We start from the raw sequence: 13,118 nt of genomic DNA on the forward strand, positions 1-13,118 counted from the left end.
AGGTCGTTTAGCTCAGCTGGGAGAGCACCTCCCTTACAAGGAGGGGGTCACTGGTTCGATCCCAGTAACGACCACCAGTTTGTAGAAAAATGATTTAGATGGGTCGTTAGCTCAGTCGGTAGAGCAGTTGACTTTTAATCAATTGGTCGCTGGTTCGAATCCAGCACGACCCACCATCATTTCAAGAATCCCAGGTCGTTTAGCTCAGCTGGGAGAGCACCTCCCTTACAAGGAGGGGGTCACTGGTTCGATCCCAGTAACGACCACCATATTCGCAAGCGAGGCTGAGATATCAGCTGCGGTTGCAGAGAAAGTCCCCATTCAGATGGGGATTTTTTTGCCCGCAATTCAGTACTTCAACTTCTTCTGTTGCCGGTGTGGCGAGCCGAACGCCACCTCTTAATGTGCCACTCTGCCACTCCGATCCTTCTTCATCCTGCTCTTCCGAGATTGTTCGACGGCCACTGACTTCACTCCTGTCCATCGTGATGCTGCTTATATGAACGCCTGTAATAAAGCAAACGCCAGCAATAAAAAGGGCAGGCCAAGGCCTGCCCGCACGGATTCGCAAAGCGTTACATGATCCCGCGGATCAGGATCCCGCTGATCAGCAGCGGCGCCACCACGCGCCAGCACCAGAGCAGCGCCAGACGCAGGGCGGGTGACAGGCCCGCAGGCAATATGGCATGACCCAGTCGCCAGCCCAGCAGCAGGGTCAGCACCAGACCAAACAGCGGCATCATCAGGTTGGAGGTGAGATAGTCGAGCAGCTCGAAGATGGTCTTGCCAAACAGGGTCAGATCACTCCAGGGGCCGAACGACAGACTCACCGGAATGCCGGAGGCCATGATGAGCAGGGTCAACACCCGGCAGGCGCCACGACGCGACCAGCCCCACTCCTCGGTGGTAAAGCGCACCAGATGCTCAAGCATGGAGATAGAGGAGGAGAGGGCAGCGACCAGCAGCAATAGGAAGAAGACCACCCCCAGCCCCTGACCGAACGGCAGATGACTGAACACGGCAGGCATGGTCATAAAGGTGAGCCCGGGCCCTGCGGTAGGGTCGATACCGGTGGAGGCCAGCGCCGGGAAGATCATCAAGCCCGCCAGCACCGAGATCAGGCTTGCCAGGGTGACGACCCAGACCCCAGAGCGCAGTACCCCTTCGCTATTGGGCAGGTAGGCGCCATAGGTCGTGTGTACCCCTAGCCCGATGGAGAGGGAGAAGAAGGCCAGTCCCAGCGCGTCCAGCACGCTCTGGCCGGTCAGCATGGAGAAGTCCGGCAGCAGCAGCTGGCGTACACCCGCCATGGAGCCCGGCATGGAGAGACCGACCCCAACCAGCAGCAACATCATGATGAAGAGCGCGGGCATCATCCAGCGCAGTGCCCGCTCAACCCCTTTCTGAATACCCCCCTGCACGAACCACCAGGTCAGGCCTGCGAAAATCAGATGGGTCAGCACCGGCCACCAGGGGTTGCTGACATAGCCGTTGAACAGGGCGGTGAGGGCACTCCCCTCGCTCAGGTTGAGCTTGCCAGCCATCGCCAGCGCGGCGTAACCCACGGTCCAGCCGCCCACCACGCTGTAGAAGCTGTAGATAAAGAAGCCGCAGGCGATCCCCATATACCCCATCCAGCGCCAGTTCGGCCCCACCAGTTTGCGAAAAGCGCCGAGCACCCCGCGCTGGCTATGGCTGCCGAGCAGGGTTTCGCCGACCTGTACCGCTACCCCCAGGGTGAAGCTAAACAGCAGAAACACCAGCAGGAAGGCGCCACCGCCATTGGTGGCGGTCACATAGGGAAACTTCCAGATGGCACCAAGGCCAATCGCTGTGCCTGCTGCGGCCAGCACATGACCGAGACGGGAAGACCACTGAACCTGGCTCATACAACCTCCGGGTAACACGACATCGAAGCAATACTCCTCTGTAGCAATAAACGACAGACCATAAAAAAGGCCGCCTGAGGCGACCTTTGCAATGAACATTCAGAAAAACTGTGCGTGCAAGGTCACCTCTCTTGCGAGCTAAAAAATCGACCAAACAGCACGAGGATGGCAGACATGAGGTGGCAACCTGACTAATGAATGAGGGAACAGCCTAAACCATGGAAAGAATAATTGACACATAAAATCAAAAATTTTTTATGTGTGCCGCTGTCACCACTCTGACTGTACGTACAACTCAATGTGGGGAACCTCGCAGGGCAGCATCTTTTCTACCTTGTGGCTATTTACTGGGCGATAATCGACGTAGCTTCTTCTGGAACTAGTGACCGCGACATGGCACTGACGGGGACAACGATGAGACAGGATGTCGTATGAGATGGATGATGCTGCCCTGGTTACTGATCAGCCTGAGTGTGTCGGCGCAGCCCGGATTAACCCTGCTGAGTCACGATTTACCCCCCTTTACCGAATACCGCGACGGCAAGCTCGACGGATTTGCCATTCGCCTGATCGATGAGGTGCAGGAGGAGCTTGGCACCCGTTATCCGGTGCGGATTTACCCGCTCAAGCGGGCGCTGGCGTTGGCACGGGTCGAGCCCGGCTATGGACTGTTCGTGGTACAGCGGCTCCCGGAGCGGGAGTCCCATTTCAAATGGGTTGGCCCGCTCTTTATCAATCGGGTCTTTATCTATCAGGCGCCAGATAGTCGCCACCCGCTGACCTCGCTGGCACAGTTGCGAGATCTGCCCAGAGTGGGGGTCGTGCTGGGCAATGCCGATGATGTGCGGCTGACCCATGAGGGCTACACCAATCTGGTGCGCTACAAGACGGTCGGGGAGGCGATAGAGCGGCTGATGCTGGGCAAGATCGATGCCTTGCCGATGGCGGAGCTGGTGATGGAGGCCACCCTCGACAAGATGGGGTTATCCCGGCGCAGCATCGTCAGCAGTGGCGTGCTGCTCCATCAGGCCGGTCTCTATATCGTCTTCTCCAAGGGAACGGATGATGCCGAGATCACCCGCTGGCAACATGCCCTGGAGGCCGTCAGAGCCGCCCAGGGGCGGGCCGATGAGCCCACCCGCGAAGAGTAACCGTCACACCAGACCGCGAATCAAGATCCCGCCGATCAGCAAGGGGGCAATCCAGCGCCAGCAGTTCATCAGCAAGTGATGCCAGTGGCTGGCAATCCCCTGCGGCAGCGCCTTGCGTCCCAGCTTCCAGCCCAGCAGCAGCGTCAGCATCAGGCCGAACAGCGGCATCATCAGGTTGGAGGTGACAAAGTCCAGCAACTCGAAAATGGTTTTGCCAAACAGGGTGGCGTGTTGCAGCGAACCAAACGACAGGCTGACCGGAACACCGCTAACTATGACGAATCCAGTGATGGCGCTGCAGGCCGTGCGGCGTGACCAGCCCCAGGTCTCGCACAGGAAGCACTGCAAATGCTCCAGCAGGGAGATGGCCGAGGAGAGCGCCGCAAAGACCAGCAGGGCGAAGAAGATCACCTCAAGCACCTGACCGAAGGGCAGCAGCTGAAACACCGCCGGCATGGTCATAAAGGTGAGGCCGGGGCCGGAGGCCGGGTCGATACCGGTCGAGGCCAGCACCGGGAAAATCATCAAACCCGCCAGTACCGCCACCATGCTGGCCAGCAGCACCACCCAGAGGCTGGAGCGACCAACCCCTTCGCTGGTCGGCAGATAGGCGCCGTAGGTGGTGTGAATGCCCAGACCGATGGAGAGGGAGAAGAAGGCCAGCCCCATGGCATCGAGCACGCCGGACATCCCCAGCTTGCTGAAGTCGGGCATCAGGAAGTGACGTACTCCCGCCATCGCATTGGGCAGGGTGAGGCCAAAGGCGACCAGCATCAGGATCATCAGGAACAGGGCCGGCATCATCCAGCGCAAGGTGCGCTCCACTCCTTTCTGAATGCCGCCTTGCACCACTATCCAGGTGAGGGCGGCAAACAGCAGGTGAGTGAGGATTGGCCAGACGTCGCCGCTGACATAGTCATTGAAGCGGGCGGTGAGAGCAGCCGCATCCCCATGGTTGAGCTGACCGGAGAGGGCCATGCCGGTATAACCGAGCGTCCAGCCGCCCACCACGCTGTAGAAGCAGTAGATGAGCAGGGTAGAGATCACTCCCATTACCCCAACCCAGCGCCACTGTTTGCCGAGCAGATCGGAGAAGGCTCCGACTACCCCGCGGCGACTCATGCTGCCGAGCAGGGTTTCCCCCATCAGTACCGCCACCCCCAGGGTGAAGCTGAACAGCAGAAAGACCAGCAGGAAGGCGCCGCCGCCGTTGACGGCGGTGACATAGGGGAATTTCCAGATTGCGCCGATACCGACCGCGGAACCCGCTGCGGCGAGGATGTAGCCGAGTCGGGATGACCATTGGGACTGCTTCATAAGAACTCCAATCGAGCGCCCCTTGGCAGGGGCAGAATGGCGCTCATGTTACGGAGGTCACTGCGCAATCACTACGACGGTTATCAGGTGTAAATGCGATTTCTTGGCATGATTGGCTAATTTAATTCTGTTTTTAGCCCAATCCTGCCACCAAATAAAAAACCGGAGCGAGATTGCTCCGGTTTGGTCTCTGACAACTGCTCGTCGGCGGACTAGATCACCCCCAGCTCCCGCAGCCGCTCCATCAGGTAGCTGTGGGCGGTATGACGCTCGGAGAGCACTACATCCGGGCGCGGATGGAGGAACAGCGGCAGGGAGATACGCGACTTGGCGGCGCTGCCACCGGTCGGGTTGATGACGCGGTGAGTGGTGGAAGGGTAGTAGCCGCGAGAGGCCTCCTGCAGCATGTCACCGATGTTGATGATGAGGGTGCCAAAGTCGCACGGCACGTCCATCCATTCGCCATCGGAGCCCTTCACCTGCAGCCCCGGCTCGTTGGCGGCGGGCAGAATGGTGAGCAGGTTGATATCCTCGTGGGCGGCGGCGCGGATGGCGCCCGGCTCCTCGGTGCCATCGAACGGCGGATAGTGCAGCACCCGCAGCAGGGTCTTCTGGCTCTCTTCGATCATCGAGGAGAGCGGGCAGCTGTAGTTGGCGGCAATATCGGCCGGGGTGTACTGCTCGACCCAGCTCAGCAGCTCTGCGGCCAGACCGTTGGCGAGGCGATAGTACTCCATCGCCTGCTCTTTCAGCTCTTCCGGCATCTGGCCCCAGGGGTAGATGTGGAAGTACTCCTTGATGTCTTTCTGGCTATGGCCCTTGGCCACCTCGGAGACCGACGGCGGGAAGTAGCCATCCTGGGTTTCGCGGTTGAACAGGAAATCCTGCTTCTGCTCGCTCATGAAGAAGCGATACCAGTTGTCGTAGATGGACTGCACCAGCTCTTTCGGAATGGGGTGGTTGGTCAGCACGCCAAAGCCGGTGGTTCGCAGGGATTCGGTGAAGCGTTGGGCCGCATCGGGTGAGCGGTAATCGACGGTCAGGACTTTCATTGTTTTTGTTGCGCGCCAGTTAAAAGATGGCGCAGTTTACCTTGCACATGATAACAAGGAAAGCGGGTTGGCCGCCCGTCTGGCACGGCGCTGAATAGTGATAAAAACATCAAATAAACCGCGCCAGACCGCACGGGATCGCATCCCTTGTTATGGCCTTTTATCCTCTCTAGAATGCCGCTCACTATCTTTTCCGGAGTCTGTTCATGTCCCCCAAAATCCTGTTGCTGACCCTGCCGGTATTGCTGGCGGGATGCAGTGCCCTGTCAGAAGATGAGTGCCGCACCATGAGTTGGTACAACCTGGGTTATCAGGATGGATCGGAGGGCAAAACCCGTCAGGCGACCCGTGATTACGTTTCGTCTTGCAGCGAATATGGCCTCAAAGTGGATGAGGCCGAGTGGAAACGGGGCTACGACAAGGGGCTGGAGCTCTACTGCATTCCCGAGCTGGCTTACAGCAAGGGCAAGGAGGGGCAGGCCTATCTGGGGGTATGCCCCAATGACGCCAGCTTCCTCAAGCAGTATCAGCGCGGCTACGAAGAGTACAAACTGGCTGCCCGCCTGCGGGAGATCAGCGACGAGCTGGAGCGTACCGAGCGGGATATCGATATGCTGGAGCGCAGCATCCGCAACGAAACCAACACGGAACAGCGCGACTACTACCGCGCCAAGCGCGATCGGGCCATTCGCCACTACGAATCCCTGCGTCGGGAGTATAACCGTCTGCGTTATCCGGATCGGGTGATCCAGTTCTCCTTCGGCGGTTAATCCCTCTCTTCATGGCTAGCCCGCGTGCTGGCCATGTTGCATCTTGTCAGGTCAGGGCATTACCCAGCGTTGCAACGCCAGTGCGATACCATCTTCGTTGTGGTCGGCCGTGACCCGATGGGCATGGCTCTGGATCTGCGGGGCCGCATTGCCCATGGCCACCGCCAGCCCCACCTGCTCGAACATGCTGATGTCGTTGTTGTTGTCCCCAAACGCCACCACCTGCTCCATCGCAATCCCTTCGCTGGCAGCCCACTGGGCCAGCCGGTTGCCCTTGCTGCAACCGGGCTGTACCAGCTCCACCGCATAGGGGGCCGCCCAGTCACGGGTAAAGGGCATCTGTTCGACCACCTCGCCCATAAAGGTGTGTAGGCGTGCCGGATCCTGATTGAACAGCTCCAGTTTCCAGACCGGGTTGTCGAGCCAGCCTGCCAGCTCCTCAACCGAATGGATGGCGATCTTGAGGTGGTCCGGCTGATTGGCCGACCAGTGGCGGATGCGGGTGACATGCTCTTCACAGCCGATGTAGCCAATGCCCTCGCTCAGGTGGAACAGGGCGCCCATCTGCTGCGCCTCGACCGCGGCCAGCAGCTCGGTAAGCGGGGCAGCCGCCAGCGGGTCGCCGCTGATGATCCGGTTCTGCACCGGATCATAGAGATAGGCGCCATTGCTGCAGATGAGGGGGGTATCGAGGGCCAGCTCGTGGTGAAAGGGGCGCGCCGTCATGTAGTGGCGCCCCGTGACCAGCAGCACCTTGATGCCGTGGGCGCGGGCCTGCGCCAGGGCAGCCCGGGTGGCCGACGAGATCTTGTGATCCCGGGTCAGCAGGGTGCCATCCATATCGAGCGCGATGGCCTTGTACTCACTCATAGCTCCTCCAGCATCGAACAAATCCGCAAAGAGCTTTACCGTCCCAGACCCGGCGCCCCGATGCAAGTCTTGCCCGCGGCCGAAGCGCCGAACTGTGATCCCTTCGTGGCTCAGGTGCAGCTGGCCAGCTGTTGACGACGGTCGGCACGGCGGCGCAGCAGATAGAAACCGGCGGCACTGGCAAGGGAGCAGAGGGTGGCGAGATAGAAGGGCCACTCGGTACCGGCCAGCAGCACCAGACTGCCGAGCAGCACCGCCAGGATCTCGCTGCCCACGGCGAGGGCGCGGTAGAGCCCCATCGCCTGCCCCTGCTGCTCCGGGTGACTGCGGTTGGAGATCGCCACCGAGGTGGCCAGCTCCCCCAGACTCATGCCGATGCCAGCGGGAACGAAGGTAAGCGCCAGCCCCCACCAGTGCACGGGCAGGATAAAGAGCAGCATGCCGCTCGCCATCACCAGATGGCCGACAATCCCGAGGGAGCTGCCGCGCCAGTGGCGGGCGATGCGGGAGCCGAGCCAGGAGCCCGCCATCATGGGCAGGCTCACCAGCACCGCTGCCTGCGCCAGCTGGGCCGGATCCCAGGCCAGCCTCTCCACCAGCCAGATATTGAAGTAGGTGAAATAGAGCTGCACGGCGCCATAGCTGATCAGGGTGAGCGCGAAGTAGGGCAGCAGGGCCGGTTGCAACAACAGCTGGCGGCTGGAGAGAGTCGCGGCCTGAAGGGTGGCCGCCACCGGCGGACGATAGGGGATCAGCCAGTAGACCAGCAGCAGGTTGAGCAGGGTCATTCCTACCGCCAGCCAGGCGGCCAGACTGTAATCCCCCGAGATCACCGCGGCGTAGCCTCCGATCATCGGCCCCACGACCCAGCCCAGATTCATGCCGATGTTGATCCAGGCGAAGCTGCGGGCCTTGTGCTCCTTGCCGGCGAGATCCGCCGCCATCGCCTGCACGATGGCGATGTTGCCGTTGCACAGCCCCTCCACCACCCGGCTGAGCAGCAGCAGGGGGAGGGATCGCCAGGCGATACCGAGTGCCATCAGGGCATAGCCTGCCAGTACCCCCGCCAGCGAGAGCAACAGCAGTGGCTTGCGGCCATAGCGGTCGGAGAGGCGACCGAGCCAGGGGCTGCCCACCAGCTGGAACAGGGGATAGAGCCCCATGATGACCCCCAGCCACACCTTGCGGCTCCAGTCGGAGGCTTCCGGCGTCAGCATCCCCTGCGCCGGATCCAGCAGCAAAGGTGCCAACACCGGGGAGGGGAGACTGAAGCCTGCAACTGCCAGCGTGACCGTCATGACCAGCACCCAGAGGGGATTTTTGTGCTCGTGTTTCTCCATGTTGCACCCATTAAATAAAGTTATTGGTTTATTTATGCTGATTCATAGATAGGATTAAGTAAAGTGAATTGTTGATTTAATAAAGGGGGCTCCCCATAATGGGGTCATGAACGCAAGCACCGACAAGATCCTGTTTCTGCTCAAGAGCCATGGCCCGCAGAGCGCCGCCGCGCTGGGGGAGCAGTTGCAGATGACCTCCATGGGCGCCCGCCAGCACCTGCTCGCACTGGAGCAGGAGGGGTGGGTCACATTCAGCGACGAGGCGCGCGGGCGCGGTCGTCCCGTGCGGCTGTGGCAGCTCACCGAGCAGGCCTGGCAGCGCTTCCCCGATAGCCATAGCGACCTGACCGTGCAACTGATCGACAACGTGCGCGAGCTGTTTGGCGAGGAGGGGATGGAACGGCTGATCCAGCAGCGGGAGCAGCAGATGCTTGCTCGCTATCAGGAGGCGCTGGGGTCCCATGGCTTATCTGGCCGGCTGGCGGCGCTCAGGGAGCTGCGTACTCGCGAGGGCTATATGGCGGAGATCCGCCGCGAAGAGGATGGCAGCTGGCTGCTGTGGGAGAGCCACTGTCCCATCTGTGCGGCGGCGCGCACCTGCCGCGGTTTCTGTCGCAGCGAACTGGCGCTGTTTCGCCAGCTGCTGGCGCCGGCGACGGTGGAGCGGGAGCAATATCTGCTGGAGGGGGCGCATCGCTGCCTCTATCGCATCACGCCGCCCGCGCTCTGATTTCGTCAAACGCCCAAAAACAACAAAGCAGGCGCCGGGATGCCTGCTTTGTTGCCTTCGGGGAGGGGGTTCTCTCGTTCCAGCCCGTCGTTTCCCGATAAGGTAAGACGGCTGATGGGGCTCTTGACCCGGTAAGGTCCTTCACCGCAGAGACCCGGTCAGGTATCTGCTTTGCCACCGGAAGATGTAACCATAGTATCCCTCCCGTGCCGGTGAGTGGTTGCAAAGTAACCACTTATTTCGGTTGTTTTTGCAATAGTTCACCCTTAATCTAGGAAAAGTGGATTAGTCATTGCAACGAGGAAGGGTAAATGCTGAAACTTGATCGCATAGACAGACATATTCTCGAGCTGATGCAGGAGAATGGCCGCATCAGCAATCTGGAACTGGCCGAGCTGGTAGGGCTCTCCCCGTCACCCTGCTCCCGCCGGGTCAAGGCGCTGGAGGATGCCGGTCTCATCGACACCCACGTTACTCTGCTCAACGCCCGCCAGCTTGGCCTCACCCTCACCGCCTACATTCACATTTCCATGGACAGACACACGCCCGAGCGGTTCGAGAATTTCGATCGCGCCATCAGCGAACTGCCGGAAGTGCTGGAGTGTGACCTCATCACCGGCAATGATGCCGACTACCAGCTCAAGGTAGTGGTGCGCGACATGGAGCACTACCAGCACTTCCTGCTGGACAAGCTGACCCATATTCCGGGGGTGACCGGTGTGCGCTCCAGCTTCGTGCTGCGCCGCATCAAGCACAAGACGGCGCTGCCGCTCAACCATCTGGGTTGAGGCTGCGCAAACCGCTTATAGAAACAGAAAGAGGAGGCCAGTGGCCTCCTCTTGTGCTATTCGCTCTTGGTTATTCGGTCGTGGTTATCGGTCTGGATTAGCTGTCGCGGTGACGGGGCGACTGCGGTGGTCAGACGCTGACCTGGCTGATATCTTCCACCTGCAGCAGCCAGCCGCTCTGCTCCTGCTGCGGTTCGCCGCTGACCCGCAGCCGCTCGCCGGTCGGCACCCACTGCCCCTCGGGCAGGGATACCAGCAGGCTCTCGCTGCCGTTGTCGAACAGCCAGCGATCTTCGCCAAGCGATTCAATCAGATAACCTTCCATCTCCACTCTGGACTCGGCTTGCCAGGATGGCGCAACGGAATCACGGCTCTCGATGAAATCCCCCTGAACACCAAAACTGGCTAGCCCCCACAGAATGGAGAGCCCGACGATGGATGTTTGCATCTTGTCTCTCCTCTTTTGGAACTGTAGGGCCAGTATGGGAACAGAAAACTGAGCGCACCATGAACAAGGTGGCAAAGTGCTGGCGAGATCGCGAAAAAATCCGGCCAATTGGCCAGTAGAGTCATTTTATGGTGCCTGGATCACACTATTTGGCGGCTTCTTCTGCCATCCGTTCAGCTCTTGGCTTATTCGTCCACATGGCTACCCCGCGATGATCCCCACAGATCCCCTCTGCTACCACGGCGCGAACCCGGGTGCCATCTTTGCAAATGGCCTGCCAGGCGTCGGCATCATCGATGGCGAGCGAGTTGGGGGGCGGCGTGGTTTGGCAAGCCGTGAGCAGCAGAGCGCACAGGGGGAGCAATTTTTTCATGGCGGACTCCTCGGGGGTGATGGGGGACTGAGAGGATTGGGATGACCTCTCCATCCGGGCTTCACTCCCCAGCATCAGTGATAACCGGTTCAGGGGCAAGGGGAGGGGCCACCGACAGGCGCAGGTGCCGTGCAGCCGGGGCTTGCCCTGTGCCCTCCTTGGGCCTAAGGTGGGGCCGTTTTATTGCCTGATTGAAGGAACGTTTTCATGTCCACTCTCTATCCCCGCGTCGGGGTCGGCGTCATCCTGACCAACGCCCAAGGCCAGGTGCTGCTTGGCAAGCGCAAAGGGAGCCATGCCCCCTACTGGTCGATCCCGGGTGGTCATCTGGAGTTGGGGGAGAGCTTCGAGTCGGCGGCGATCCGCGAGGTGGCCGAGGAGACCGGACTTGGAATTCACGGGCCCGAGGTGGTGGCGGTGACCAACAATCTGGAGACCTGGCGCGAGAGCGGGTTGCACTATATCTCGGTGACGCTGCACGCTAAGGCCGATGGTGAGCCGCAACTGCTGGAGCCGGAGAAGTGCGAAGGCTGGTTCTGGTGCGATCCGCGCGCGTTGCCCGAGCCCCACTTCGATGCCAGCCGCCAATCCATCGCCTGCTGGCTGGCGGGACGCTGCTATCTGCCGAGTGATGCGCCAATGGTGTCGGCCTAATCAGTCTGATTGTCATAAAACGATCATCGCGCTGTCATAATATCCCCTCTCCATCGGGAGAAGAGGGATGAGGGAGGAGAGCGTGGGACAGGTATTTATTCAGTTTTTATGGCTGGGATGCATCAGTTTTGGTGGTCCGGCCGCTCATATCGGTTATTTCCAGCGCGCCTTCGTCCAGCGGCTCGGTTGGCTCACACAGGCCGAATTTGCCCGCTTGCTGGCGCTGTGCCAGCTGCTGCCGGGACCCGCCTCCAGCCAGCTTGGTTTCGCCATCGGTCGTCATCGCGCCGGTCTGGGCGGGGCGCTCTCAGCTTTTCTTGGCTTCACGCTGCCCTCATTTCTTCTGCTACTGGCGGCTGCGATCGGTATCGGTCAGCTGGGCAGCAATCTGTGGCTTGATGCGGCGCTGCACGGCCTCAAGCTGTTGGCGCTCATCGTGGTGGCCGATGCAGTGCTCACCATGAGTCGTCAGTTCTGTGCCACGGGAATGACCCAGGGGATCATGGTGGTGACCGCTGCTGCACTCTGGTGGCAGCCCGGTCTGCTGACTCAACTGTTGATGCTGGCGGGAGCGGCGCTGATCTGCGCCCGCAGCCAGTGCGGGGCGGGTAGTGTGCCGGCCTCCGCCGAGCAGCCTTCTGCCGCCAGCAGTCAGCCTCATTGGCCGACCCTGTTGCTGTTTGGCATCCTTTTTATCGGCCTGCCGCTGCTCGGCAGCCCGCTTGGCCAGCTGGTTGCCGACTTCTATCGCGCCGGTAGTCTGGTGTTTGGCGGTGGCCATGTGGTGTTGCCGCTACTGCAAGAGAGCGTGGGACACACTCTCAACGAGCAGCAGTTTCTGACCGGTTACAGCCTGGCCCAGTTGGTGCCGGGCCCCATGTTTACCCTTGCCACCTATCTTGGCGCCCAGCTGCAGCCCGAAATGCCGCTGATCGGGGCCCTGTTGGCGACCATGGCGCTGTTTGTGCCCGGTTTTCTGCTGCTCTGGGCGGTGGGCCCCTGCTGGCAACAGTGGCTGGCCCGGCCCCGTCTGGCGGGGGCCGTCACCGGAATCAACGCCGCCGTGGTGGGCTTGTTGTTGGCGGCCCTCTATCAGCCGGTGTGGCAGAGTGCGGTGCTGGCGCCGACCGATCTTGCGCTGGCGGCCATCGGCTTTTATCTGCTGCGGGTGTTGAAGTTGCCGGTGCCGGCCATCGCGGCCCTGTTGGTGATGGCTGCTATCCTGCTGGCGTGAAGCCGGTGAAATCCCGATAAAAAAACGGCGCCTCCATAACGGAGGCGCCGTTTTTATTGCAATGGGTAAACCGTTCAGACCTCGGGTTCGAAATCCAGACTCAGGCTGTTGACGCAGTAGCGCTGGCCGGTCTCGGTCGGTCCATCGGGGAAGACGTGACCGAGGTGAGAGCCGCACTGGCGGCAGGTGATCTCCACCCGCTTCATGCCGTGGCTGTTGTCCTCGGTGTACTCCACCGTCCCCTCGATGGCCTTGTCGAACGAGGGCCAGCCGCAGCCGGAGTCAAACTTGGCTCCTGAGTGAAACAGCACGCTCTTGCAGCAGACACAGAGGTAGTCGCCGCTCTTGCGATTGTGGAGCAGGGCGCCGCTGTAGGGGCGCTCGGTGCCCTTCTCCCAGCAGACGTGAAACTGCTCGGCGGTCAGTTTGCTGCGCCACTGTTCCGGATTGTTACTGCTCATACCGACTCCTTGCCATCCATACCGGAGCCCAGCATAGCGGC

General features: G+C 60.7%; 14 protein-coding genes and 3 tRNA genes. 9 read left to right on the forward strand and 8 right to left on the reverse strand.

All coding sequences use genetic code 11. From position 1 onward, the window contains the following. Position 1 precedes the first annotated feature (1 nt). The 3 genes from G5287_RS11135 to G5287_RS11145 all read left to right on the forward strand — a co-directional run bounded on the left by G5287_RS11135 (position 2) and on the right by G5287_RS11145 (position 269). Positions 2–77: transfer RNA gene (locus G5287_RS11135), tRNA-Val, on the forward strand. A 23-nt stretch (positions 78–100) separates the two neighbouring features. Beyond that, positions 101–176: transfer RNA gene (locus G5287_RS11140), tRNA-Lys, on the forward strand. 17 nt (positions 177–193) lie between these two features. Further along, positions 194–269 (forward strand) — tRNA-Val (locus G5287_RS11145). A gap of 306 nt (positions 270–575) precedes the next feature. Here the strand turns inward: G5287_RS11145 and G5287_RS11150 are convergent. After that, entirely contained in the window at positions 576–1,889 is a 1,314-nt protein-coding gene (locus G5287_RS11150) for a sodium-dependent transporter (protein WP_421206853.1), read from the reverse strand. Positions 1,890–2,320: 431 nt separating this feature from the next. Here G5287_RS11150 and G5287_RS11155 point away from each other — a divergent pair, with 431 nt between their 5' ends. Next, positions 2,321–3,040, forward strand: a complete 720-nt coding sequence (locus tag G5287_RS11155) for a substrate-binding periplasmic protein (protein ID WP_069529694.1) — start codon at positions 2,321–2,323, stop codon at positions 3,038–3,040. A gap of 3 nt (positions 3,041–3,043) precedes the next feature. On the opposite strand, the gene G5287_RS11160 is transcribed toward G5287_RS11155, so the two are convergent. Then, positions 3,044–4,357 carry a sodium-dependent transporter gene (locus G5287_RS11160; RefSeq protein ID WP_421231284.1) on the reverse strand — a complete coding sequence of 438 codons (1,314 nt, stop codon included), beginning with the start codon at positions 4,355–4,357 and terminating at the stop codon, positions 3,044–3,046. A gap of 212 nt (positions 4,358–4,569) precedes the next feature. Beyond that, the gene (locus G5287_RS11165; RefSeq protein ID WP_216979488.1) at positions 4,570–5,409 is read right to left on the reverse strand and encodes an isopenicillin N synthase family dioxygenase; all 840 of its coding nucleotides are present in this window, start codon (positions 5,407–5,409) and stop codon (positions 4,570–4,572) included. Positions 5,410–5,615: 206 nt separating this feature from the next. On the opposite strand from G5287_RS11165, the gene G5287_RS11170 reads away from it, so the two are divergent. Beyond that, entirely contained in the window at positions 5,616–6,179 is a 564-nt protein-coding gene (locus G5287_RS11170) for a DUF2799 domain-containing protein (RefSeq protein ID WP_245099133.1), read from the forward strand. Positions 6,180–6,230: 51 nt separating this feature from the next. On the opposite strand, the gene G5287_RS11175 is transcribed toward G5287_RS11170, so the two are convergent. Both G5287_RS11175 and G5287_RS11180 read right to left on the reverse strand, forming a co-directional pair. Then, a complete protein-coding gene (locus tag G5287_RS11175; protein WP_421231285.1) occupies positions 6,231–7,049 on the reverse strand; it encodes a Cof-type HAD-IIB family hydrolase in 819 nt (272 codons plus the stop codon). Positions 7,050–7,159: 110 nt separating this feature from the next. Beyond that, the gene (locus G5287_RS11180; RefSeq protein WP_421231286.1) at positions 7,160–8,389 is read right to left on the reverse strand and encodes an MFS transporter; all 1,230 of its coding nucleotides are present in this window, start codon (positions 8,387–8,389) and stop codon (positions 7,160–7,162) included. Positions 8,390–8,495: 106 nt separating this feature from the next. Between G5287_RS11180 and G5287_RS11185 the strand changes: the two genes are divergently transcribed. Together G5287_RS11185 and G5287_RS11190 are read left to right on the forward strand one after the other, a co-directional pair. Next, on the forward strand, positions 8,496–9,119 hold the full coding sequence (locus G5287_RS11185) for a helix-turn-helix transcriptional regulator (RefSeq protein WP_040068240.1): 624 nt from the start codon (positions 8,496–8,498) through the stop codon (positions 9,117–9,119). Between the two features lie 311 nt (positions 9,120–9,430). After that, positions 9,431–9,907 carry an Lrp/AsnC family transcriptional regulator gene (locus G5287_RS11190; protein ID WP_005304871.1) on the forward strand — a complete coding sequence of 159 codons (477 nt, stop codon included), beginning with the start codon at positions 9,431–9,433 and terminating at the stop codon, positions 9,905–9,907. Between the two features lie 130 nt (positions 9,908–10,037). Here G5287_RS11190 and G5287_RS11195 read toward each other — a convergent pair whose 3' ends face one another. Next, positions 10,038–10,355, reverse strand: coding sequence for a hypothetical protein (locus G5287_RS11195; RefSeq protein WP_005343224.1), 318 nt, complete (start codon positions 10,353–10,355; stop codon positions 10,038–10,040). A 145-nt stretch (positions 10,356–10,500) separates the two neighbouring features. Further along, the gene (locus G5287_RS11200; RefSeq protein WP_005335715.1) at positions 10,501–10,728 is read right to left on the reverse strand and encodes a hypothetical protein; all 228 of its coding nucleotides are present in this window, start codon (positions 10,726–10,728) and stop codon (positions 10,501–10,503) included. A gap of 207 nt (positions 10,729–10,935) precedes the next feature. Between G5287_RS11200 and G5287_RS11205 the strand changes: the two genes are divergently transcribed. Together G5287_RS11205 and chrA are read left to right on the forward strand one after the other, a co-directional pair. Then, complete coding sequence (locus G5287_RS11205) at positions 10,936–11,382, forward strand: nucleotide triphosphate diphosphatase NUDT15 (protein WP_421231287.1); 447 nt, start codon at positions 10,936–10,938, stop codon at positions 11,380–11,382. A gap of 67 nt (positions 11,383–11,449) precedes the next feature. Continuing rightward, positions 11,450–12,616, forward strand: a complete 1,167-nt coding sequence (gene chrA, locus G5287_RS11210; RefSeq protein WP_421231288.1) for a chromate efflux transporter — start codon at positions 11,450–11,452, stop codon at positions 12,614–12,616. A 74-nt stretch (positions 12,617–12,690) separates the two neighbouring features. Here the strand turns inward: chrA and msrB are convergent, their stop codons facing one another. Continuing rightward, complete coding sequence (gene msrB, locus G5287_RS11215; protein ID WP_042079988.1) at positions 12,691–13,077, reverse strand: peptide-methionine (R)-S-oxide reductase MsrB; 387 nt, start codon at positions 13,075–13,077, stop codon at positions 12,691–12,693. Positions 13,078–13,118: the final 41 nt, after the last annotated feature.

The sequence above is a fragment of the Aeromonas sp. 603079 genome (genome assembly GCF_049172135.1).
Classification (GTDB): Bacteria; Pseudomonadota; Gammaproteobacteria; order Enterobacterales; family Aeromonadaceae; genus Aeromonas; species Aeromonas veronii.

Bases quoted from the DNA above. Each gene is read 5' to 3' on its own strand.
- G5287_RS11150 (WP_421206853.1), bottom strand. From the start codon at position 1,889: ATGAGCCAGGTTCAGTGGTCTTCCCGTCTCGGTCATGTGCTGGCCGCA.
- G5287_RS11155 (WP_069529694.1), top strand. From the start codon at position 2,321: ATGAGATGGATGATGCTGCCCTGGTTACTGATCAGCCTGAGTGTGTCG.
- G5287_RS11160 (WP_421231284.1), bottom strand. From the start codon at position 4,357: ATGAAGCAGTCCCAATGGTCATCCCGACTCGGCTACATCCTCGCCGCA.
- G5287_RS11165 (WP_216979488.1), bottom strand. From the start codon at position 5,409: ATGAAAGTCCTGACCGTCGATTACCGCTCACCCGATGCGGCCCAACGC.
- G5287_RS11170 (WP_245099133.1), top strand. From the start codon at position 5,616: ATGTCCCCCAAAATCCTGTTGCTGACCCTGCCGGTATTGCTGGCGGGA.
- G5287_RS11175 (WP_421231285.1), bottom strand. From the start codon at position 7,049: ATGAGTGAGTACAAGGCCATCGCGCTCGATATGGATGGCACCCTGCTG.
- G5287_RS11180 (WP_421231286.1), bottom strand. From the start codon at position 8,389: ATGGAGAAACACGAGCACAAAAATCCCCTCTGGGTGCTGGTCATGACG.
- G5287_RS11185 (WP_040068240.1), top strand. From the start codon at position 8,496: ATGAACGCAAGCACCGACAAGATCCTGTTTCTGCTCAAGAGCCATGGC.
- G5287_RS11190 (WP_005304871.1), top strand. From the start codon at position 9,431: ATGCTGAAACTTGATCGCATAGACAGACATATTCTCGAGCTGATGCAG.
- G5287_RS11195 (WP_005343224.1), bottom strand. From the start codon at position 10,355: ATGCAAACATCCATCGTCGGGCTCTCCATTCTGTGGGGGCTAGCCAGT.
- G5287_RS11200 (WP_005335715.1), bottom strand. From the start codon at position 10,728: ATGAAAAAATTGCTCCCCCTGTGCGCTCTGCTGCTCACGGCTTGCCAA.
- G5287_RS11205 (WP_421231287.1), top strand. From the start codon at position 10,936: ATGTCCACTCTCTATCCCCGCGTCGGGGTCGGCGTCATCCTGACCAAC.
- chrA (WP_421231288.1), top strand. From the start codon at position 11,450: ATGAGGGAGGAGAGCGTGGGACAGGTATTTATTCAGTTTTTATGGCTG.
- msrB (WP_042079988.1), bottom strand. From the start codon at position 13,077: ATGAGCAGTAACAATCCGGAACAGTGGCGCAGCAAACTGACCGCCGAG.